At 40.7% G+C, this 20791-nt stretch carries 26 protein-coding genes and 1 other annotated feature; of the genes, 2 read left to right on the top strand and 24 right to left on the bottom strand.

Annotated features, from left to right (window positions below; genetic code table 11):
- Positions 1-259 precede the first annotated feature (259 nt).
- Genes DDE80_RS11010 through DDE80_RS10970 form a run of 9 tightly spaced genes read right to left on the bottom strand, consistent with a single transcriptional unit; the run spans position 260 to position 6014 of the window.
- Positions 260-982: a class I SAM-dependent DNA methyltransferase gene (locus DDE80_RS11010; RefSeq protein ID WP_108307740.1), complete on the bottom strand. Its 723-nt coding sequence runs from the start codon at positions 980-982 to the stop codon at positions 260-262.
- The gene (gene rsfS, locus DDE80_RS11005; RefSeq protein WP_108307738.1) at positions 979-1314 is read right to left on the bottom strand and encodes a ribosome silencing factor; all 336 of its coding nucleotides are present in this window, start codon (positions 1312-1314) and stop codon (positions 979-981) included. Before rsfS ends, DDE80_RS11010 begins: the two co-directional genes overlap by 4 nt.
- Positions 1311-1877 carry a bis(5'-nucleosyl)-tetraphosphatase (symmetrical) YqeK gene (gene yqeK / locus DDE80_RS11000; RefSeq protein WP_108307736.1) on the bottom strand — a complete coding sequence of 189 codons (567 nt, stop codon included), beginning with the start codon at positions 1875-1877 and terminating at the stop codon, positions 1311-1313. Before yqeK ends, rsfS begins: the two co-directional genes overlap by 4 nt.
- Positions 1846-2439 (bottom strand): nicotinate-nucleotide adenylyltransferase, encoded by a 594-nt coding sequence (locus DDE80_RS10995; RefSeq protein WP_108307734.1) that lies wholly within the window; start codon positions 2437-2439, stop codon positions 1846-1848. Before DDE80_RS10995 ends, yqeK begins: the two co-directional genes overlap by 32 nt.
- The gene (gene yhbY / locus DDE80_RS10990; RefSeq protein WP_108307743.1) at positions 2439-2744 is read right to left on the bottom strand and encodes a ribosome assembly RNA-binding protein YhbY; all 306 of its coding nucleotides are present in this window, start codon (positions 2742-2744) and stop codon (positions 2439-2441) included. The genes DDE80_RS10995 and yhbY overlap by 1 nt, the downstream gene beginning before the upstream one ends.
- 5 nt (positions 2745-2749) lie before the next feature.
- Positions 2750-3565, bottom strand: coding sequence for a shikimate dehydrogenase (aroE, locus tag DDE80_RS10985; RefSeq protein ID WP_108307733.1), 816 nt, complete (start codon positions 3563-3565; stop codon positions 2750-2752).
- Between the two features lie 13 nt (positions 3566-3578).
- A complete protein-coding gene (gene yqeH / locus DDE80_RS10980; protein WP_108307731.1) occupies positions 3579-4682 on the bottom strand; it encodes a ribosome biogenesis GTPase YqeH in 1104 nt (367 codons plus the stop codon).
- The gene (locus tag DDE80_RS10975; protein WP_108307729.1) at positions 4679-5200 is read right to left on the bottom strand and encodes a YqeG family HAD IIIA-type phosphatase; all 522 of its coding nucleotides are present in this window, start codon (positions 5198-5200) and stop codon (positions 4679-4681) included. Before DDE80_RS10975 ends, yqeH begins: the two co-directional genes overlap by 4 nt.
- Positions 5201-5234: 34 nt before the next feature.
- Positions 5235-6014 carry a phosphatidylserine decarboxylase gene (locus tag DDE80_RS10970; protein ID WP_108307728.1) on the bottom strand — a complete coding sequence of 260 codons (780 nt, stop codon included), beginning with the start codon at positions 6012-6014 and terminating at the stop codon, positions 5235-5237.
- A 95-nt stretch (positions 6015-6109) separates the two neighbouring features.
- On the opposite strand from DDE80_RS10970, the gene pssA reads away from it, so the two are divergent.
- Complete coding sequence (gene pssA, locus DDE80_RS10965) at positions 6110-6649, top strand: CDP-diacylglycerol--serine O-phosphatidyltransferase (protein WP_108307726.1); 540 nt, start codon at positions 6110-6112, stop codon at positions 6647-6649.
- A 90-nt stretch (positions 6650-6739) separates the two neighbouring features.
- The gene (locus tag DDE80_RS10960) at positions 6740-7180 is read left to right on the top strand and encodes a hypothetical protein (RefSeq protein ID WP_108307725.1); all 441 of its coding nucleotides are present in this window, start codon (positions 6740-6742) and stop codon (positions 7178-7180) included.
- Positions 7181-7206: 26 nt separating this feature from the next.
- On the opposite strand, the gene mtnN is transcribed toward DDE80_RS10960, so the two are convergent.
- From mtnN to DDE80_RS10885, 15 genes are all read right to left on the bottom strand, one after another.
- Entirely contained in the window at positions 7207-7902 is a 696-nt protein-coding gene (mtnN, locus tag DDE80_RS10955) for a 5'-methylthioadenosine/S-adenosylhomocysteine nucleosidase (RefSeq protein WP_108307724.1), read from the bottom strand.
- Between the two features lie 13 nt (positions 7903-7915).
- Positions 7916-8533 (bottom strand): DUF1510 family protein, encoded by a 618-nt coding sequence (locus DDE80_RS10950; protein ID WP_108307722.1) that lies wholly within the window; start codon positions 8531-8533, stop codon positions 7916-7918.
- A 90-nt stretch (positions 8534-8623) separates the two neighbouring features.
- Positions 8624-9112 (bottom strand): transcription elongation factor GreA, encoded by a 489-nt coding sequence (gene greA / locus DDE80_RS10945; RefSeq protein ID WP_108307721.1) that lies wholly within the window; start codon positions 9110-9112, stop codon positions 8624-8626.
- Positions 9113-9280: 168 nt separating this feature from the next.
- Positions 9281-9898: a uridine kinase gene (gene udk, locus DDE80_RS10940; protein ID WP_108307719.1), complete on the bottom strand. Its 618-nt coding sequence runs from the start codon at positions 9896-9898 to the stop codon at positions 9281-9283.
- Positions 9898-11178: a peptidase U32 family protein gene (locus DDE80_RS10935; protein WP_235612324.1), complete on the bottom strand. Its 1281-nt coding sequence runs from the start codon at positions 11176-11178 to the stop codon at positions 9898-9900. Before DDE80_RS10935 ends, udk begins: the two co-directional genes overlap by 1 nt.
- Before the next feature lie 13 nt (positions 11179-11191).
- The gene (locus DDE80_RS10930) at positions 11192-12115 is read right to left on the bottom strand and encodes a peptidase U32 family protein (RefSeq protein WP_108307717.1); all 924 of its coding nucleotides are present in this window, start codon (positions 12113-12115) and stop codon (positions 11192-11194) included.
- Between the two features lie 5 nt (positions 12116-12120).
- Positions 12121-12747 (bottom strand): O-methyltransferase, encoded by a 627-nt coding sequence (locus DDE80_RS10925; RefSeq protein ID WP_108307716.1) that lies wholly within the window; start codon positions 12745-12747, stop codon positions 12121-12123.
- A 130-nt stretch (positions 12748-12877) separates the two neighbouring features.
- The gene (gene mltG, locus DDE80_RS10920) at positions 12878-13996 is read right to left on the bottom strand and encodes an endolytic transglycosylase MltG (RefSeq protein WP_108307715.1); all 1119 of its coding nucleotides are present in this window, start codon (positions 13994-13996) and stop codon (positions 12878-12880) included.
- A 540-nt stretch (positions 13997-14536) separates the two neighbouring features.
- Positions 14537-14821 (bottom strand): DUF1292 domain-containing protein, encoded by a 285-nt coding sequence (locus DDE80_RS10915; RefSeq protein ID WP_108307713.1) that lies wholly within the window; start codon positions 14819-14821, stop codon positions 14537-14539.
- Positions 14822-14839: 18 nt separating this feature from the next.
- On the bottom strand, positions 14840-15256 hold the full coding sequence (ruvX, locus tag DDE80_RS10910) for a Holliday junction resolvase RuvX (protein WP_108307711.1): 417 nt from the start codon (positions 15254-15256) through the stop codon (positions 14840-14842).
- Complete coding sequence (locus tag DDE80_RS10905; RefSeq protein WP_036144521.1) at positions 15253-15525, bottom strand: IreB family regulatory phosphoprotein; 273 nt, start codon at positions 15523-15525, stop codon at positions 15253-15255. Before DDE80_RS10905 ends, ruvX begins: the two co-directional genes overlap by 4 nt.
- A gap of 72 nt (positions 15526-15597) precedes the next feature.
- Positions 15598-18225, bottom strand: coding sequence for an alanine--tRNA ligase (alaS, locus tag DDE80_RS10900; RefSeq protein ID WP_108307710.1), 2628 nt, complete (start codon positions 18223-18225; stop codon positions 15598-15600).
- A 45-nt stretch (positions 18226-18270) separates the two neighbouring features.
- Positions 18271-18471 (bottom strand) — a binding site (T-box leader).
- 26 nt (positions 18472-18497) lie between these two features.
- Positions 18498-20171: a sensor domain-containing protein gene (locus tag DDE80_RS10895; RefSeq protein ID WP_108307708.1), complete on the bottom strand. Its 1674-nt coding sequence runs from the start codon at positions 20169-20171 to the stop codon at positions 18498-18500.
- A gap of 94 nt (positions 20172-20265) precedes the next feature.
- Entirely contained in the window at positions 20266-20502 is a 237-nt protein-coding gene (locus DDE80_RS15755; RefSeq protein ID WP_108307707.1) for an MnmM family RNA methyltransferase, read from the bottom strand.
- Positions 20503-20658: 156 nt separating this feature from the next.
- The coding region (locus DDE80_RS10885; RefSeq protein WP_153060874.1) for a zinc ribbon domain-containing protein at positions 20659-20791 on the bottom strand (133 nt) is incomplete at its 5' end.

The raw sequence follows: 20791 nt of genomic DNA, 5'->3' as shown, positions 1-20791 counted from the left end.
AAATCGTGGTATTCTTAGCCATGAGAGATTCCTCCTCGTAAATGTTGGTGTGGTAACTTACATTTTACATGGAATCTCTCTTTTTTATTGCATTTTATTGGTAAAACTTAGTTAATCAACACGTGTGAAATTATAATAAAGAAATGAAGCCACTCATCGACTAGTGTAAATACGGTAGCGTACCGTATTTACACTAGCTTTTTTTCATCATAAAAAAACCTCAAACGTTAGCGCATGTAACGTTTGAGGTACCTAGCATTTATTGTTTTTGTGCGTGAATAAAAATACGTTCACTTTGTGCCTGAGGCGAGGCGTCTGTAAAATCTGCAGTAACTTGAATTTGCGTGAAGCCAGCTGCTTTTAGCCATGTCACATACTGTTGCCAATCATACGTTTGCTGGTAGTGCGTTTCATCAAAACGCGTGTACTGTTCACCGTCTGCGACAAAAAACGTCATATCATGTACGATACTATTTGGTGTCTCACCTTGTTCAGTATGCCAAATATAAGTGATGGCGCCGTCGTCGTACGTAAACGGTGATTGTAAAAAGATAGCCATTTTACTTAAGCTATGCACGTCAAAAAATAAATGACCACCTGGCGCTAACATCGCGTAAACACGTGCAAATGTAGCCTCTACTTCTTGTTGTGTCGTTAAATAATTTAGCGAGTCTAATAAAATCGTTACAACGTCTACCGCTTCAAAACCCTCGAGCTCTGTCATGGACTGACAAATGAGTGGCACATTTGTTAGCCTCTCACTCGCTACCATTAACATTTCTTCTGATAAATCAACGCCAGCACTTGTATAGCCGAGTGCTTGAAAGCGTTCGAGCATAGTGCCTGTTCCACAAGCAACATCTACTAATACAGGGTGTGTCGTTGAAGGCGCATTAGCGAGTACCCACGCTGCATAATCATCATACGGTACGTCTTGTTGCAACGCATCATAAACTAAAGCGAAATGCTTATAGCTGCTCACTGCACTACCTCAAGTAATGGTGCGTCTCCCCATAAGCGTTCTAAGTTATAATAACCGCGCTCATCTTTATGGAATACATGCACGACTACATCACCGAGATCCACTAAAATCCAACGTGCTTCGTCAAATCCTTCCATACGACGCACAGTATACCCTGCTTTTTCTGCTTGTTCTTTTACTTCACGTGCAATCGCCTGAACTTGGCGATCTGAGTTGCCGTGACAAATCATAAATTGGTCCGCTAAAAACGAAATACCTTCCATATTAAGTACAACGATATCTTCTGCGTGTTTATCATCTACCGCTTTGTAAGCAATTTGTAATAATGTCATTGTGTCTCTCCATTCATTAAATCGTTATAGCAAGCGAGCGTTAACGGAAACACAGGTTGCTTTGTATCAATTAAAAATCGCAACGAGTGTCGTACACAAGCTCGCATCGCTTTATCTAAGTTTTTTTGTGCTTTTTTTCGCAAGCGTTCAACGCCTGGGTAATTTCTTGTGGGCTCAATCATATCAGCAACGAAAATAATTTTTTCGAGCTTGCTCATACCAACGCGCCCCGTCGTATGATACTGAATGGCATGTAAAATATCGACATCTGTAATGCCAAACATCGATTCGGCATAATATGCAGCGACCGGCCCGTGTAATAACTCACTACCCCAGCCAATTACCGCTTGATCTAAATGCTGTTCACGAATAATCGCTTCCATTTTATCAATATCTTCATATTTAGCCATATCATGCAAAATAGCCGCTGTTTCTGCTTTTAACGGGTCTTCCCCGTAGCGTTCGGCTAAATCAATCGCCGTTTGCATAACGCCTAATGTGTGTAAATAACGCTTTTCTGGCATGCGGGGTTTAATCGCAGCTAGTAGTTGTTCGCGCGCCATATAATCCTTCCTCTCGTACATACTTTGCTACCGCTTCAGGTATTAAAAATTGTACCGTACGCCCTTCTTTAAAACGCTGGCGTAACATGGTTGAAGAAATATCAAACTGCGGTGCGTCAATCATTTGCACATTATAAATCGTTTGCGCTTGCGTATGGGGACGCGCAAAACCAACGAATGTTACGAGTTGATTTAACGTACCGATATCATGCCACGTATGCAGTGACTCAATCATATCGCCACCCATAATAAAATAAAAAGATGTATCAGGTTCGCGCTTTTTTAATGCGCGCATCGTAATAGCTGTGTAAGAAATACCGCCTTTGTTTATTTCATAAGGCTCCACTGTAAACTTTGGGTACGGCGCTGTCGCAATTTCTAACATGTTAAGTCGTTCCTTATCACTGACAGGCATCGTGACAGCTTTATGAGGCGGGATACCATTTGGCATAAAGCGAATCTCGTCAAGTGATAAAGCATTTAGTGTCTCATTTGCCATCATTAAATGACCAATATGAGGCGGATTAAACGTACCACCTAAAATACCGATTCGCTTTTTCATTACTTCTTCGCTACTTTCGGTAATACGATTTGTTTATTTTTGCGTGACTCTTTATATAATACAACCGTTAAACCAATTAGTTGAACAAGCTCTGCGCGTGTACCGCGTGCTAGCGCTTCCGCTACCTCATGCTTTTCGTCTTCACAGTTGTCTAAAATACGTACTTTAATTAATTCACGTGCTTCTAGTGCTTCGCTAATTTGTTTTAGCATCGCTTCATTTACGCCACCTTTACCTACTTGGAAAATCGGCGTTAAATGATGTGCTTCTGCACGTAAAAATCGTTTTTGTTTACCTGTTAACATCAAAATTAGTTTCCTCCTAATTGCTCTTCTATTGAAGCAATCATTGATTTTGTATCGGGCATAACGTCTAGCCAGTGGTTAAACGCAATCGCCCCTTGGTTGACAAACATCCCTACACCGTTAATAATCGTTGCGCCTTGTTTTTGAGCTGCTCGTAAAAACGGGGTTACGAGTGGATTATACACAATATCCGCAACAAATGCTTCTTTTCGCAAACGGCTAACGTCAATCGGCAATGCAAAATCTGCGCTAAGCCCTGCCGATGTCGTTTGAATAATAATATCATACGCACTTGCATCTACATCACTGAGCGCCATCGCTTCACCGTGGCCGAGCTCGTCAATAATTGCTTGTGCACGCGCTACGGTACGATTCGCAATCGTTAGCGTGTAACCAGCTTGAGCCATCGCAAAGGCAATACCTCTTGCCGCTCCGCCCGCACCTAGCAGCACAACTTTTGCCTCTGGCTTGTGACCTGTTACCATTTCAAGTGAGCGCAAAAAGCCAAGTCCATCAGTGTTATAGCCTTTTAAGCGACCATCGGCTAAGCGTACTACTGTATTAACTGCGCCCATTTTTTTAGCTAAAGGATCCAACTCATCAAGGTATGGGATGATTTTTTCCTTATGTGGAATGGTCACATTAAAGCCACTGCTACCAAGCACACGTAAGCTTGTAATAGCTGCAGCTAAATTTTCTTCCGTAACGTGTAAGGGAATGTAAGTAGCATCAATGCCTAGCTCAGCGAACCATGCATTGTGCATCTCAGGTGACTTAGAATGGGCGATAGGATCGCCAATAACTGCGAACCATTTTTTCATGGTCAATCACTCCTTAAATTAATGAAGGGCGTAAAAATACTTCCACGCCTTTTGGTGCGTGTGCTGCAATTACGACATGAGGGTCTTGTACGGTAATCCAACCAAGGCCAGAGAACACAATATCTGTGCGTCCCTCTTTAATTGAAAACTCATGACGTACTAATGGTGGTAACTGGTCAATAAATTGCTCAGATGGTGGTGCGAGCATTTTACCTTTATGATTAGCATACAATTCATCTGCTTTATCAAGTTTTGTACGGTGAATTGGTAAGTCATTCGCCATATATACCGTAAAGGCCGTGCGTTCGCCTTTAATAAAATCAAAGCGTGCTAAGCCGCCAACAAATAGTGTTTGCCCAGCATTTTGTTGGTATACTTTCGGTTTGATTTCTTTTTTCGGCATAATATATTTCAGCTCACTCGCATCAAGATAATGTGCCATTTGATGATGATTAATAATACCAGGTGTGTCAAACATTGCGCTACCATCATCTAAAGGAATATCAATCATATCAAGCGTCGTGCCTGGGAAGTGTGATGTGGTAATCACTTCGCCCTCACCTGTCGCTTGTTTAATAATACGGTTAATAAATGTCGATTTCCCTACATTTGTACAGCCTACAACATACACATTTTGTTTTTTACGATAGCGTTCAATCGCTTTCATGGCGTCTTCCATACCACGACCGCTATGCGCACTCACAAGTAAGACGTCGATTGGCTTAAGACCAAGCTTTGCCGCTTCGTGTTTTAACCAGTGCACGACTTTACCTGGCTTCACTGATTTTGGTAATAAATCAACTTTATTGGCAATCAATAATACAGGATTATTGCCTACAAAGCGGTGCAGGCCTGGTAACCAGCTACCGTTAAAGTCAAAGATATCTACGATTTTAACAATTAGACCATCTTGCGTGCCTAAACCGTTTAAAATACGTAAAAAATCGTCATCTGTTAATGATACAGGTTGGATTTCGTTATAGTTTTTCAAACGAAAACAACGCTGACAAATGACGGTCTCCTTATCTAATGATGAAGCGGGTGCATAGCCTACCTCACCTTTATTTGTTGTTTGAATTGTTGCGCCACAACCGATACATGTTGGCATTTCGTTCATTTTTTGTCCTCCCACGTTGTCTTTCCTTTTCGTTGTAAATCATTAAATACACGACGTTCTACAAAGCGATTAAACTTTGTAACAAGCCCATCTGACTGTGCAACAGGGCGCACTAAAATCGTATACATCCCCATGCGGTTACCACCCATAATATCTGTGAGTAGTTGATCGCCCACCATCGCTGTTTCGTATGGACGTAAACCAAGTTGAATCATTGCAGAATAGAAACCATTACCTAATGGCTTTTTTGCGCGTGAAATATACGGAATCCCGACCGGCTCAGCAAAAGCTTTGACGCGTGCTTCATTATTATTAGATGCAATAATGACACGGATGCCGCCCTCAGCTAAGCGCTCAAACCATGCAGCTAAATCCTCATTTGCATAAGGGGTATCCCATTCAATTAATGTATTATCTAAATCGGTTACCACACCCTTTATGCCTCTCGCTTTTAAAAAGTCAGGTGTGATATCATAAATGCTTTCTACATATTGCTTTGGCAACAAAAAATTATACACGTAATTCCCCTCACTCTAAACTTTATCGCCCTCATTATAGCATAGTTGCGAACGGTTCACCCACACGAATCATGCGGTTTTGTACTACGCTAGCTTCAAAGGCAATATCATTTTTTTGAAATAACATAACGACTGTAGACCCAAACGTAAAGTATCCTACTTCTTCGCCTTTATGCCACTGCGTTGACCTATTCGTTAAGGCGATAGAGTTCACAAACATCGCGCCTACTTTAATAAATTCACATTGCATAGTGCCGTGCTGTAATTGTGTCACCATACGGTAGTTATGAGAAAGCGGTGACTTACCATACGTTAAACCTGCTTGATTAACAGGATAGGATTTTCCGCCGAGCGTATACTGGCGCACAACGCTTGCATCTAGCGGGCTATGCATGCGATGGTAATCCGCCGGGCTTAAATAAAACACAATGTATTTGCCATTTTCATATGCCTTAGCGCGCACTTCTTTGCCTAATAAGTCGGTTAGGCGATAAGACTTGCCTTTTACGATAAACTGATGATTCGCTGTAATATCACCGAACGATTCAATTTTAGCATCTACAGGGCTAACAACCGCTCGTGCATCATTAGCGATAGGGCGTGCCCCCTCTTTAAGTTGACGTGTGAAAAATTCGTGCAGTGTCGAAAATTGTTGTAAACTTTTTGAAACCTCTTGCGTATTAATTGCGTAAAGTTTAGTATAGCTCGGAATAAGGTAACGACTCAAAGGAGACGTTGCAATTTTTTGGAGCACCGTCGATGTCCCTCTGCCATTGGTTAGTTCAATCATTGTTTGATATAATTTCCGCTTCATACATTTCACCCTTTTTTCTCATTTTTTCACTATCTAATTTAATCTTTTAGCAGTATAATTAAAAAATACTTCACTTGTAAAGGAGTGACCCTACCATGTACATTCCACATGTTATGGACAATACAATTAAAAAAGCCAAATCTCAAATTGCCAACTTTATTACGTTATGTAATTTATCTTTCGGTGGTGCTGCTATTATGGCAACACTAAACGAGCATTACAGCTCGGCAGTACTTTTTATTTTCATTGCGGCGTTACTTGATCGCTATGATGGCAAAGTCGCACGACGTTTAAATCAACAATCTGAGCTCGGTAAACAACTTGATTCAATGAGTGATATTATATCATTCGGTGTAGCACCAGCGATACTAATTTATGAGTATTTATTACACGGCTTAGGTGCAGCTGGCATGATTGTAACGGTATTATTTATTACGTGTGGTGCGCTACGTCTAGCACGCTTTAATATTTCAGAAGCAAATGGCACTTTCGTAGGCTTACCGATTACAGCAGCAGGTACAATTTTAACGGTAAGTTATTTCCTTGCCCCTTACGTACCGATTGGCTTTTACATCCCGCTCGTTCTCATTTTAGCGGTGTTGATGATTAGCACATTCACTATAAAAAAAGTATAACTTTTTATGCCACGATGGAAAAGCATCGTGGTTTTTTTTACGTTTGCTAACGCTAACTTTAGGTTATGTATTGTTAGAGGGGGTTAGCTAATGAAGAAAATACTACGCATGATAGCAGTCAGCACAGTAGGCGGTATTGTCCTACTCGCCGTGGTGTATCTTTTCAAATGGCTACACGTAAGTAAAGCTTATGATTTATTACTTAACTTCGAATATGTTCCGGTACTTGGCGCGCTACATCATTTTGAACTCGCGCGTTTTGCCTTTCACTTTGGTACTTGCATCGTCAGTACTATTGTTTTGTATTATATCGTTAAAGCGCTTCATATCGAACACCGTTTACTTAGCTATATTATTCCCATTACGCTAGGGAGCGCAGTTCTCTACTTTTTAAGTGCTTTAACAGATGCACCACCCGCCCCTTTTGATTTCGTGTCTTGGGGCATCTGGGTATTTGGGCATCTCATCTATAGTATAATAATTGCCTATGGTATGAAATTTTACGTTCTGCACAATAAACGCAAAATGTGAAGCGATATACACCGCTTCACATTTTTTTAAGCTAACAATTTAATCGCTTCTAGTACAACGGCTGTTGAATGTTTTGCTGCCACTGGTAAAAACTCTTCAAAGCTTATATCTGAAGCTTTACCTGCAATATCAGATAAGGCACGAATCACAACAAATGGCACGCCAAATTGATAGCAAACTTGCGCTACAGCTGCCGCTTCCATTTCTACAGCTTTTAAAGCTGGTAGTTTTTTACGTACATCTTCTACGCGTGCTGGCTCATACATAAATGAATCGCCTGAACCAATTAAACCGATAGCACTTTTGTGCTCACCTACAGTAGCTACTGCTTGCTCAGCAATGGCGCAAAGCTTTGCATCAGCTTGATAAGTTGCTGGCATTTGTGGCACTTGCCCCCACACATAACCAAAAATAGTAGCGTCTACATCATGATGAACGACTTCATCTGAAATGACGATAGCCCCCACATCAAGCTGTTCATCATAGCCACCAGCCGAACCTGTATTAATAACAACATCGGGTTTAAAGTGATGCAGTAAAATCGTTGTTCCCATCGCAGCATTCACTTTACCAATCCCGCTTTTTAATAACACGATTTCTTTCCCATCATACGTCCCTGTTGTGTATTCACTATTGGCGATTGTTTGTGTTGTAGCATTTTGTAAACTTTCTCGTAATGCGACAACTTCCTCTTCCATCGCACCAATTACTGCAATTTTCATTTAAATAGCCTCCTTAGTATGCGCCTTCAGTCGTATGCAATTTTTCAAGCTTTGTTGGCAACCAGCCTTCATTGTCAATCCACTCCATACTTACACGGTATTTTTCTACACCGTCCATCGATGTCACTACACCGATAGCATTTTGTGCACTACCGTTATTACCAACGCGCAGTACAATCATATTATCACGTGCAAGCCCTGTTGTGCGGCTTAATGTTTCAATTTTTTCATCCCAGTCAGGCGAATCCACATAAAGTGAAACATGTTCACCCGTTTGTGTTGTTGGCGTAGGTTGCCACGCTGGGTCGATGATGACGGTTTCAACAATCGGGTCATCAACGGCTGTTTCTGTCGGCGCTACAGCAGGCGTCTCTTCTGGTTGCTCTACTTTTGGCGCGTCTTTCTCTTCCGGTTGAGCTGGCGCCGGTTCTTTTGCCGGTTTTACCACTTCAGCTGCTGGCTTCGGTGTAGCTTGCATCGTCTCACCGTTCGCATTTTTAATAATGATGGTCGCTGTAATCATAATGAGCAACACCATAAAGGTAATTAAATAATTTAACATTTTGTCTGCTTTTTGTTTTTTTGCCGAAGAAGGCATGCGATTTCTGCGCTGTTGTTTTTGTTCGGTCATTTGTCAACACCTCTCGCAATAGTTTACCACCGTTAGACAACTTTTGCCTACAAAAAAGAAGTTGCCTACTGACAGACAACTTCTTGTGCATTATTTAATATTAATAATACGTACGTCCATTTCGCCGCCTGGTGTTTGGATTTTAACCGTCGTATTAATTTCCTTACCGATTAACCCTTTAGCAATTGGTGAATCATTTGAAATTAAACCTTCTAACGGATCCGCTTCAGCTGAACCTACGATTGTATACGTTTCTTCAAAATCAGACGGTTTACCGTCGATGATTTCTACAAATGTAACCGTTTTCCCAAGTGACACTGTACCATTATTAGATTCATCTTCGGTAATAATGATAGCGTTACGAATCATTGACTCGAGTGTCGAGATACGCCCTTCGACGAAAGCTTGATCTTCTTTCGCTGAATCATACTCCGAGTTTTCTGATAGGTCACCGAAGCTACGCGCAATTTTAATACGCTCTACGACTTCTTTACGCTTTTCGGTAATTAAATATTCTAATTCTTCTTCTAATTTTCGCTTTCCCGCTTCAGTCATTGGGTAAGTTTTTTCGTTTGACAACGTGTTCCACTCCTTCGTAAATACCTTCATAAAACTATTGGTAACGCGACATAAAGATAAAACTCGATTAGCGCTCGCGCTAATCGAATTTTATATACGTATGCTTCCAATATTTGCATTAGCATAATACAGCTTGTCGCATTTGTCAATCTTTATTACACTAACGTATTACTTTGCTAAAATTGTATTAATTTTTGTAATGAGTAAATCAATCGCCACGACATTTTCGCCGCCTTCTGGCAAAATAATGTCCGCAAAACGCTTAGTTGGTTCAATAAAGTGAATATGGCTCGTACGTACTGTCGTTAAATACTGATCAATAACAGAGTCCGTAGTACGACCACGTTCTTTAATATCGCGTAATATACGTCGAATAATACGTAAATCCGAATCAGTGTCCACAAAGATTTTAATATCCATCAAGTTACGTAGACGTTCGTCGTCTAAAATAAGCATACCTTCAACGATGATAACGTCAGCAGGCATAATAAGTTCCACGTTTTCGGCACGCGTATGCTTTACATAGTCGTAAACCGGCTTATTAATAGGCTCACGCTTAAGTAGCGTTTCTAAATGCGCAATGAGTAAATCATTATCAAACGCTGATGGATGGTCGTAATTGGTTGTTAAACGCTCTTCAAATGTTAAGTGAGATTGATCTTTATAATAATAATCTTGCTCAATTACAACGACCGATTGATTATGAAACGTTTGTTTAATCGTTTGCGTTACTGTTGTTTTTCCTGAGCAAGAGCCACCCGCAATCCCGATGACGATAGGTTTCATCAAGCATTCTCCTTACGCATCATGTTCTCTGGGTAAAGTTTATGCTCACATTTAAACGTAACAATTTGTAATGGGTGGCGTGCTGCATCAAGTGATACGCCATCCTCATCAAATACTTCATCAATGACTACGCGGAAGTTTTCGATTTCTGGTCCGAAAAACTCGACTTCATCGCCTGGCTTAAAGTAATTACGTTGTTCTAGTGTTACCATTTGTGTTGCTTCGTCATAGGCTACAACGCGACCAACAAATTCGTATTTTGTTTTACGACCATGCTCGCCAAACATTTGCTCCTCGTGACCTGGTGCATCATGGAAAAAGGCTTCCGCTGTATCACGGTTAGCACATTTATCTAGTTCTTCTAACCATTCGCGCTTAATTTTAAAGTTATCAGGGTCAGCACAGTAAGCATCAATAACTTTACGGTATACGGATACAACTGTTGCTACGTAGTGAATGGATTTCATACGCCCTTCAATTTTAAGTGAATCAATGCCAAGCTCAATCATATGCGGAATGGCCTCAACTAATTTTAAATCTTTTGGGCTCATCGCAAATGGCTCGTGGTTGTCATCATATAAGGCTTTTTCTTCGCCATCTTCTAACTCATATAAATCATAATCCCAACGGCATGATTGGCAGCAACCACCACGGTTAGAGTCACGTGCTGTCATATGGTTAGATAGTACACAGCGACCTGAGTAAGCAATACACATTGCCCCGTGAATGAAGGCTTCAATTTCAATATCCACTTTTTCCTTCATTAGGCGCATTTCCTCGCCGCCTACTTCACGTGCAAGTACGACGCGGTGTAAACCTTCATCCTTCCAATACTTCACAGCTTTCCAGTTAGATAAGGATTGCTGTGTAGAAAGGTGAATTTCAAGCTTTGGTGCATGTTTGCGACATGTTTCGATAATAAGTGGGTCAGCTACGATAATACCCGTAACACCGGCACCTTCAATGGCTTGTAAGTACTCAATTAAACCATCCATATTTTCATTATGGGCAAAAATATTCGTTGTTACATAAATTTTAGCATCGTATTTGTTCGCAAATTCTACACCTTCGCGCATATCCTCAATGGAGAAATTATCCGCATTTGAGCGTAAACCAAACTCGCGCCCTCCAATAAATACTGCGTCTGCACCGTAGTGTACGGCTACTTTTAATTTTTCTAAACTACCTGCTGGTGCAAGTAATTCTGGCTTTTTCGTAATCACGCGTTTTCCATCAACGAGTGAGCGAATTTTATCATTTTGTTGTAAAGCTAGTGCCACCTTACTTACCCCCTTAATAAACTGTTTCTTTAAAGATAAAGCCTGTATCGAGCGGACGGTGTGCTGGTTGAATCGCCTCAACCGCTTCACGTAGTGCATCGCGCTCATCATCGTACGTACCATCTACATACGCATCAATCGCTTTACGATAAAGTGCTGTTACTTGTGTAATATAGTCTGCTGTTTGTAATACACCATCAATTTTAAATGCGTCAATTTCTGCATCCATTAACTCGTCGATTTCATCAATGATGCACATATCATTCGGGCTGAAAATATGCGTGCCATTCGCATCTTCGTAAATAGGATATTTATTATTACGCTCATCATCATGTAAAAACATATTGCGATTATCTTTACGATTTTCGACTTCCATTACTTTATCTTGGTACAGGAAATAGTGACCGAGCAGTGGGCGTTTTGATTGGAACATACATGTCATTCCGTGCACTTGTACTTCAATCGCTACGTTAGCGTTTTCTTTAATTTCAATAACTTCTTCCATCGATAATTCACGCGCTAATACCGCACGATTAGCCCCACGCTCGCCCCAGTAATTCGCTGTAAACCAGTTCGTTGCGGTTGTCTCTGGGTTCCAATGTAATGGAATGGTAATATCGTTTTCGCGACAAGCCATAATAACAGCTGGATCACCGTAAATAAAGCCATCTACTTCTAATTTGGCAACCTCGACCATATAAGCATCTAAGTCGTCAATTAAATCATTATGGAATAAAGCATTAACTGCTACATAAATCTTTTTGCCTGCTGCATGCACAAGCGCTGTTGCTTCTTTAATTTGCGCTACGGTAAACTCGCCTGCTAAACGTAGCCCAAATTTTTGTTCACCTACTACAAATGCATCGGCACCTGCTTCAAGTAGCGCTTCAATGTGTGCTACCGATGTTGGTGTAACGAGTAATTCTGGTTTTTTCAATTTGGTCACCTCTTCAAACATAATAATAAGCCATCACCGACAGGTAAAAATGCGCTCGTATACTGCGGATGCGCCATAATCCAATCGGTAAAATTTTTTAAATTGCGTATCATCGTACGCTTGCGGCGCGGTACGTCTTTTAGCGCTAAATCCGATAATCCGTGCATATACATATTATCGATATATAACACACCGCCAGAAGGCACAAGCCGTTCGTATCTTTCAAAAAAACGCTGGTATTGTCCCTTCGCTGCGTCAATAAAAATTGCATCATATTCGCCTTCAGGTATTGCTACCTCTAAAGCGTCGCCTTCTATTAATCTGATGCGCTGCGCCACATTTGACCGTGCTAAAAAATCTTTAGCAGCAGCAATGCGAGCTGTATCTCGTTCAATCGTTACAATTTCTACTGTCGGCAAGGCCTCCGCCATACGAATTGCAGAATAGCCAATAGCTGACCCAATCTCTAAAATTTTAGCGGGATTTTGAATGCGCAATAGCTGATTAAGTGCATCAATTGCAGCAAGCTGCATAATTGGTACATGATTTGCTTCGGCATACGCCTCCATCTCCATAAGTAAGTCGCTGCGTGGCTGTACGAAAGAATTAATATAGGCATCTGATAACTCCATACATTTAACACCTCTTTATCAAAAAACAGCGAGTACGCACTCGCTGACTAAAAGTATTGGCTACTGAAAATCATTGCTTATCGTAACATGAAAGGAAGCGTACTGACAAGTTGCCTGTACGCTCACCAAATTATTGTGGAATATATTTCTTTTCGTTCTCTTGATGCTCTTCATACGTTTTTGCAAAGTGATTAATACCGTCTTTATCTGCTAAGAAGTAATAATACTCAGTTGACGTCGGGTTAAGTGTTGCCTCGATTGATACTTCCCCTGGTGCTGCAATCGGACCCGGCGTTAAGCCTTTATGTTTGTACGTATTATAAGGATTGTCTACTTCTAAGTCTTTATAAAGCACCACATCTTTATGTTCTCCTAATGAATACAATACTGTAGGGTCGGTTTGAAGTGGCATATCGGCTTTAATACGGTTGTAAAATACGCTTGCAATCGTTTCGCGGTCGGTTTGTGCCGTCGCTTCTTTTTCTAGCAGTGAAGCAAATGTTAGCAACTGGTGCGGCGTTAGTTGCTTCTCTTGCATCAGCCCTTTATATTGCATCACTTTATCATTCATCGTGCTGACCATCATTTCAGCCATTGCTTCAATTGTCGGTTGTTCATCAAAAATAGGGTAGGTCGCTGGATATAAATAGCCTTCGAGCTTGTAACGAATATTTTCACCATCTACCTCATTCGTAATTAATTCAGGGTAATTAGCTTTCATTTGTTCAACAAACGCATCGCTCGTTACAACGTCCATAAATTGTTTAGCGGTGAAATCTGTATGTTTCGCCACAATCCCACCAATTTGATCAAGCGTTAAACCTTCTGGCACGGTCATCGCAAATAACGGCTCACGGTAAACTGTACCTGTTTTTAAACTTTGAATAATTTCGTCCAAAGTCATCGCTTGCGTTAAATCATAAGAACCTGCTTGGAAACTCGATTCATTTTTAAATTTCGTATAGTATTTAAAAATTTTAGCGTTTTTAATAACCCCTTTATTTTCAAGCTCACTCGCAATTAGTGATAAGCCAGAGCCTATCGGAATCTCTACCTTAATTTTTTCGGTAGCGCTCGTATCTACAGGTTTTAATGCACTTTTTACATATAAGTATCCCCCGCCGATAACGAGTAAAATTAACACAACGATACCAATTGCAATTTTGCTGACGATGGTACGCACGATTTTCACCTCTTCCTGCTTTGCTTGTAGCCTTTCATGCATCTCTTGTCGCTTATGTTCATCCATAGCGGAAATGTCCTCCTTACTATTACCTCATTATCCTACTGAACCTTTCTCCCATAAACTTGAGCGTTTTTCACTGTACGCGACCGAAACGTACCGCCCGCTTAATGAAAAACTAGCTCTTAGTCTAGCGCGTGTTTTGTAGTTGTTGTATTGCCTTTAACATACGTCACATTTATAACGAGGGCAACGATGTCGCACAACTTATATTTTTACGTTTAGGTCATGCAAAACCCGCCAACTAGCATTTGCGCCATGTATGATTGTAATTACAGGTTCACGCATATTTGATGAGCGCCTTTTTTCATCCCTACTAAATATAACTTACAACGCTATTTAACGTCTATGATATGAGTAATTTTTAACGACCTTTCGCCGAAGTTTCTAGAAAACTAGCCGCTCATCTCTCTTCTAAGTAAGTCGTGCGGTGTTATCCACCCATTTAAAAATTCTTCTGATAAACAACAGCTCTTCTTAGACGTCATTTATTCGATTTAGTTACAAAAAAAGAAGCGAGCCGTGTTGGCCCACTTCTCCATTTCCTTACTCTTCGTCAAACTCATCTTGTAATGTGTTTAACACTTCTTCAATCATTTCCCACTCTTCTTCTGTTTCGATTGGCTGTAAATCGCCGCCCTCGTCGCCTTCTGTCGGTGTGAATGATGAAGCGTGGATTTCGATGTTACCTTCTTCATCCTCGCTGCCTACTAAGTAGTAAAGCACGTATGACTTGTTGTGTTTGTCTGAATCAAATGTGTACATTACTTCGCATAAATGCTCGTCGCCATTATCATCAATTACCGTGATATGTTGTTCACCATGTTCCATTGTTAGACACCTCTTTTATTAGTTTTTGCTATCGAGATAACCTTGTAAAATCATTACAGCTGCCATCTTATCAATAACTTGTTTACGCTTTTTACGACTAACGTCTGCGTCAATTAACACACGCTCCGCTGCCATCGTTGTTAAACGCTCGTCCCATAATACCACAGGTCGTGAGAAAGTTTCTTCTAAAAGCGCTTTATATGCTTCAGAAGCTTCCCCGCGTGGGCCGATTGTGTTATTCATGTTCTTAGGGTAACCTACGACAAAGCTCGTTACGTGATGCTCTTTTACAAGATCCGCGATACGTGCCATGCCAAATTCGCCCTTTTCTTCGTTAATTTTAATCGTTTCGATGCCTTGTGCCGTCCAGCCAAATGCATCACTAATTGCTACACCGACCGTTTTTGTACCGACATCTAAACCCATTACCTTCATTTTTTCGCCTCGTTATTTTCTCTAATATAAAACTTAACGAGCTCTTCTAAAATCTCGTCGCGTTCTAGTTTACGAATTAAGTTTCGTGCATCTTGGTGGCGAGGAATGTACGCCGGATCACCAGAAAGTAAGTACCCTACTATTTGGTTAATCGGATTGTATCCCTTTTCTTCTAGTGAATTATGCACTTGGAGCATCACTTGCTGTACTTCTTGCGCCATTGACTCATCTGGAAAACTAAACTTCATCGTTTGATCAAACTTATTCATATCCAGCACCTCGCTTTCAGAAGGGGGTGCCGTAGCACCTTTCTTCTTAGTATACTCGATTACTGTTTTTTATTAAATAGATTTGACGTATTCGTAAACAGATTGTAATGCAGTAGGTAATGCGTCTGCATCTTTTGCACCAGCCATCGCCATATCAGGACGACCGCCACCTTTACCACCACATGCTTCTGCTACTTGTTTAACGATATTACCAGCATGGTAATCTTTACCCGCTAATTCTTTCGAAACACCTGCACAAAGCATAACTTTGCCGTCCGCTACTGCACCAAGTACGATAACCGCATTCGACATTTTAGCTTTTAAATCATCCATCATTTGACGAAGTTGACCATTATCTTTAGCCTCTACTTGTGTTGCCAGCACAGTAACCTCACCAATTTGTTGCGCTGCGTCTACAATTGCACCTGCTTGAGCATTGGCAATTTTTTGTGATAATGCTTCATTTTCACGCTGTGCTTCTTTTAACTCAGCTTGTACTGCTGTCACACGTGTTGCTACGTCTTTTGTTGCTTTTGCTTTTAATAAGTGGGCTGCTTCTTCAAGGACGTGTTGCTCTTCTTTCGCTGCCTCGTATGCACCTTTACCTGTTACTGCTTCAATACGACGTGTACCTGCACCGATACCGCCCTCTGAAACAATTTTAAACATACCGATTTCAGACGTGCGTGCTACGTGTACGCCACCGCAAAGCTCGATAGAATAATCATCAACCGCTACAACACGCACGATGTCGCCGTATTTTTCGCCGAATAATGCCATTGCTCCCATCGCTTTAGCTTCGTCAATCGCTTTATTGGCAATGACAAGCTCGATGTCATCCCAAATTTTTTCGTTTACAATACGTTCGATTTTTTCTTGTTCTTCTTTTGTAACAGGACCGAAATGTGAGAAGTCAAAACGTAAACGGTCAGGACCAACGTAAGAACCTGCTTGGTTAACGTGCTCACCTAATACATCTTTTAAGGCACGTTGTAATAAGTGGGTTGCCGTATGGTTTTTCACTGTTTTATTACGCGCTGTACGGTCTACCGTAGCTGTTACAGCATCGCCTACATGCATTTCGCCACTCGTAATGACTACCGTGTGTAAGTTTTGACCATGTGGTGCTTTTTTAACGTCTTTCACTTGTGCTGTAAAGCCATCATTCGCAATCGTACCCTCATCGGCAATTTGACCACCTGACTCTGCATAAAATGGTGTTGTTGCTAAAATAACAAGTACTTCATCGCCTTCTGATGCTACCGTTGCTTGTTCCCCATTTGCTACAATAGCGGCTACTGTTGTTTCTGCATGTAGCGTATCATAACCTACAAATTCACTTGCTACCGTTAAGTTAGCTAGCACCTCAGATTGCACTTGCATTGAGTCCACATCTTGACGCGCTGCACGTGCACGCGTACGCTGTGCCTCCATCGCTTTATCAAAACCTTCGTGGTCAACTGTCATGCCTACTTCTTCTGCATACTCCTCTGTTAACTCTACAGGGAAGCCATACGTATCATATAAGCGGAATGCATCTTCGCCTGGGATGAAGTTGTGCCCTGCTTCTTTTTGCGCTTTTACTACATCATTAAAAATAGCTAAACCGCCATCTAATGTTTCGTGGAAGCGGTCTTCTTCATTTTTAATTACGCGTTGGATAAAGGCTTCTTTTTCTGTTACTTCTGGGTAGAAGTCAACCATAATTGCGCCTACAGTTGGCACTAAATCAAACATAAATGGCTTTTCGATACCTAGTTGTTTTGCATAGCGTACTGCACGACGTAATAAACGACGTAATACATAGCCGCGTCCTTCGTTTGATGGTAAGGCGCCGTCACCAATCGCAAACGCTACTGTACGGATATGGTCAGCGATTACTTTAAACGCTACATCTTGCTCATCTGTCTCACGGTATTTTTTACCTGAGATTTTTTCCACTTGTTCAATGATTGGCATAAATAAATCTGTATCAAAGTTAGTTGGCACATCTTGTACAACAGATGCCATACGCTCTAGGCCCATACCTGTATCAATATTTTGCTTTGGTAGTGGCGTGTACGTACCATCTGGATTGTGGTTAAATTGTGAGAATACAAGATTCCAGATTTCAAGGTAGCGTTCGTTTTCGCCACCTGGGTAAAGCTCTGGATCTGTAAGGTCAGCACCATAGCTCTCACCACGGTCATAGAAAATCTCTGAGTTAGGACCTGATGGACCTTCACCAATATCCCAGAAGTTGCCTTCTAAACGAATTAAACGTTCTTCAGGAATACCAATTTCATTTTTCCACACATCATAAGCCTCTTGGTCTTCAGGATGTACAGTAATTGATAGCTTTTCTGGGTCAAAGCCCATCCATTTTTTATCCGTTAAAAATTCCCACGCATAATGAATCGCTTCTTTTTTAAAGTAATCCCCAATTGAGAAGTTACCTAGCATTTCAAAGAATGTATGGTGACGTGCTGTTTTACCAACGTTTTCAATATCATTCGTACGAATCGATTTTTGCGCGTTAGTAATGCGCGGGTTATCCGGTGTTACGCGACCATCAAAATATTTTTTTAATGTGGCTACACCTGAGTTAATCCATAATAATGAAGCATCGTCAATTGGCACTAATGGCGCTGACGGCTCAATTTGGTGACCTTTCTCTACGAAAAAATCTAAATACAATTTACGAATTTCTGCTGCTTTCATGTTTGTGCCTCCTAAGCTTTTTTCACAAAAAAACCCCGCCCCTAGGTAAGGGACGAGGATTAGTCGTGGTACCACCCTAATTTACAGCTGTAGCTGTCTCTTAGTTACTGTAACGTAGTTGTACGGCAAGTTTGTCTTGCAACTCGGAAGTAGCTTTCGGCAAGTGTTGCGTAAGGTTTTTTCAGCCAAGAAACCTCTCTCTACTAACGCAGTTGACTTACGTACTTTCTTCGTCAATGTTTTTCCTATATAAACGCAATTATAAGTAAGTTTTACTGTGGTGTCAACGGCTCATGTGTAGCTAAGAGCTGTAAAAAATCCGCGCTTGGAATAGGACGGCTAAACAAGAAACCTTGCAATAAATCACAACCAACATCTGCCGTCACTTTTTGCTGTGTTGCGGTTTCGATACCTTCTGCGACGACTTGCATATTAAGACGATGCGCTAACGAAACAAGTGCAGTCGTCACCTCAAAGCTCGTATAATCGGTTTCAATATCATTAATCATCGAGCGGTCAAGTTTTAAGACATGCGGCTTTAAATCTAAAATTTTAGAGAATGACGAATACCCTGCACCAAAATCATCTAGAGAAATGTTAACCCCTAGCGCGCGTAAATTTTCGACCGTTTGTAAAAACACACTCTTTTTCGTAATCTCAATCGTTTCGGTAATTTCAATCGTCAAATACGATGGGTCAACCCCTGCTGTAACTAGTCCTTCTTTAACAACACTTACAATATCTTCATTAAATAGTTGAACAGCCGACATATTTAATGAAGCGCGAATTTTATATCCTTGCTCATGCCATTGTGATAGTTGTTCACAAACACTACGTACAATCCATTCCCCTAAAGGAATAATAAGACCTGTTTCTTCTAGAGCTGGAATAAATTCATTCGGTGGCACTACTTTCCATACAGGATGTATCCATCGAATTAATGCTTCTGCAGAAATGATAGTCGATGTTTTTGCACACACGATTGGCTGGTAGTATAACGTAAACTGTTGTTGTTCAATCGCTCGTAACAGCTCATTACGCAGCGTAAACATGCGATATGCTTTTTCACTTTCAAATGGTGTGTACACTTCTAACTGTTCCTCTTCTTTTTGACGAGCAATTTGCAGCGCTTGTGAAGTGGATAACATGATGTCTTTATACGTTTGCCCCGCTTCTGGATAAAAGCTAGCTCCGATGCTAACGCTAAGTACGAGTTGATATTCTTGAATGACGATTTGCCCATTGATATGCTTTAGCAACTCACGGCCAAGCGCTTCAATTTCTTGAATATCTGTCATACGGCGAACGACAATACCGAATGCGTCTTCTTCTAAACGTGCTAAAAATGTAATGCGGTGTCCGAGAAAATTTTCGATGCGCTTTACTACACTAATTAATACTTGGTCTCCGATATCTCTACCCAACATATCATTAACAACTTTCAAATCATTAATATCTAATTTAAAAATTGTGAAAGCTTGACTTGTCGAACGCTTAAGTAAATTTGTAATATAGCGTTCAAAACCTTTAATATTAGGAATTTGCGTTAAGTCATCTATATAAACGGCTTCTAATTGTTGTTTATGTTTCTTTTTCATCGCAGTAATATCAAAAAAACGCCATGCTATGTATTGCTCTTGTCGCTTTGCCACATAATGAATATAACGCTTGTGGTCACTCGCATCACGAATCGTCGTTTCACCCTTTATGCTATCGATTTCTTTACCAATTAAATTTTCCATCGCTTGGGCTAAAAAAAGTTGATCTTTTTGTTTTAAATAAGAAAGGATGCTCGTCGCTAACATGCTGTTCGGCGGATAACCAAAGTTATGCGTTAACGATTCACTTTGAAATACGATATAACCTTCTTTATTAATAAGTAAAATATTTTCTAATGAAGTTTTTGCCAGAACTTCTATCGTCGTTGATGGATTGCTTCGTGCCATTACACTCCCGCCTTTCTCTTTCGCAAAACTCAGTATACATAATAAGTGTTAAGCCTTTGTAAAATGTATATCTTTTTTTGCGCACAATAGTTTACTAAGCTAGCCGTTCGATTAATAAAAGATACGGTGCATTATTCACTTGGTTAATCAACTCATACCTACCTACATGATATTTAGCTTGAGGCAGTGTTTTGACATAGGAAAGGAGCGCTTTAGACTCTCGGCCTCCGTCATGTCCCTCATAAACAGAAACCGTAATAATACCACCTAGTTTCAATAATTGTAAAATTGCGTCAATTGATTGAATAGTTGTTGCCGCTTCAGTCGTAATTGTTTAATCACTGTAGGGCAAATAACCTAAAGTGAACTACCCACCACTTATTGACCTTGCGATCTAATTGAAGTGGGGGCTTCTCGACTTATCGTTGCTTTTACTAGCCAACGAAAACTGACCGAGCTAACCCTCTTGTTCCAAGAGTTTTTGTTTCTATGTTAATGCCAATAGGCGAATGCCTTCATTTTTGATATTGATGGCTGAATTATAGTCACGATATGCCACATACCCACATGAACAACGGTAAGTACGTTCAGATAGCTTCATAGGTTTTTCTGCACCACAA

The sequence above is a fragment of the Metalysinibacillus jejuensis genome (assembly GCF_003057615.1).
Classification (GTDB): domain Bacteria; phylum Bacillota; class Bacilli; order Bacillales_A; family Planococcaceae; genus Metalysinibacillus; species Metalysinibacillus jejuensis.
This window is presented reverse-complemented; position numbering and strand designations above follow the sequence as displayed.

What these genes read in the sequence shown, in the direction of transcription:
- rsfS (WP_108307738.1), bottom strand. Translation starts at nt 1,314, where the DNA reads ATGACATTATTACAAATTGCTTACAAAGCGGTAGATGATAAACACGCA.
- yqeK (WP_108307736.1), bottom strand. Translation starts at nt 1,877, where the DNA reads ATGGCGCGCGAACAACTACTAGCTGCGATTAAACCCCGCATGCCAGAA.
- DDE80_RS10995 (WP_108307734.1), bottom strand. Translation starts at nt 2,439, where the DNA reads ATGAAAAAGCGAATCGGTATTTTAGGTGGTACGTTTAATCCGCCTCAT.
- yhbY (WP_108307743.1), bottom strand. Translation starts at nt 2,744, where the DNA reads ATGTTAACAGGTAAACAAAAACGATTTTTACGTGCAGAAGCACATCAT.
- aroE (WP_108307733.1), bottom strand. Translation starts at nt 3,565, where the DNA reads ATGAAAAAATGGTTCGCAGTTATTGGCGATCCTATCGCCCATTCTAAG.
- yqeH (WP_108307731.1), bottom strand. Translation starts at nt 4,682, where the DNA reads ATGAACGAAATGCCAACATGTATCGGTTGTGGCGCAACAATTCAAACA.
- DDE80_RS10970 (WP_108307728.1), bottom strand. Translation starts at nt 6,014, where the DNA reads ATGAAGCGGAAATTATATCAAACAATGATTGAACTAACCAATGGCAGA.
- pssA (WP_108307726.1), top strand. Translation starts at nt 6,110, where the DNA reads ATGTACATTCCACATGTTATGGACAATACAATTAAAAAAGCCAAATCT.
- DDE80_RS10960 (WP_108307725.1), top strand. Translation starts at nt 6,740, where the DNA reads ATGAAGAAAATACTACGCATGATAGCAGTCAGCACAGTAGGCGGTATT.
- mtnN (WP_108307724.1), bottom strand. Translation starts at nt 7,902, where the DNA reads ATGAAAATTGCAGTAATTGGTGCGATGGAAGAGGAAGTTGTCGCATTA.
- DDE80_RS10950 (WP_108307722.1), bottom strand. Translation starts at nt 8,533, where the DNA reads ATGACCGAACAAAAACAACAGCGCAGAAATCGCATGCCTTCTTCGGCA.
- udk (WP_108307719.1), bottom strand. Translation starts at nt 9,898, where the DNA reads ATGAAACCTATCGTCATCGGGATTGCGGGTGGCTCTTGCTCAGGAAAA.
- DDE80_RS10925 (WP_108307716.1), bottom strand. Translation starts at nt 12,747, where the DNA reads ATGGAGTTATCAGATGCCTATATTAATTCTTTCGTACAGCCACGCAGC.
- mltG (WP_108307715.1), bottom strand. Translation starts at nt 13,996, where the DNA reads ATGGATGAACATAAGCGACAAGAGATGCATGAAAGGCTACAAGCAAAG.
- DDE80_RS10915 (WP_108307713.1), bottom strand. Translation starts at nt 14,821, where the DNA reads ATGGAACATGGTGAACAACATATCACGGTAATTGATGATAATGGCGAC.
- ruvX (WP_108307711.1), bottom strand. Translation starts at nt 15,256, where the DNA reads ATGAAGGTAATGGGTTTAGATGTCGGTACAAAAACGGTCGGTGTAGCA.
- DDE80_RS10905 (WP_036144521.1), bottom strand. Translation starts at nt 15,525, where the DNA reads ATGAATAAGTTTGATCAAACGATGAAGTTTAGTTTTCCAGATGAGTCA.
- alaS (WP_108307710.1), bottom strand. Translation starts at nt 18,225, where the DNA reads ATGAAAGCAGCAGAAATTCGTAAATTGTATTTAGATTTTTTCGTAGAG.
- DDE80_RS10895 (WP_108307708.1), bottom strand. Translation starts at nt 20,171, where the DNA reads ATGGCACGAAGCAATCCATCAACGACGATAGAAGTTCTGGCAAAAACT.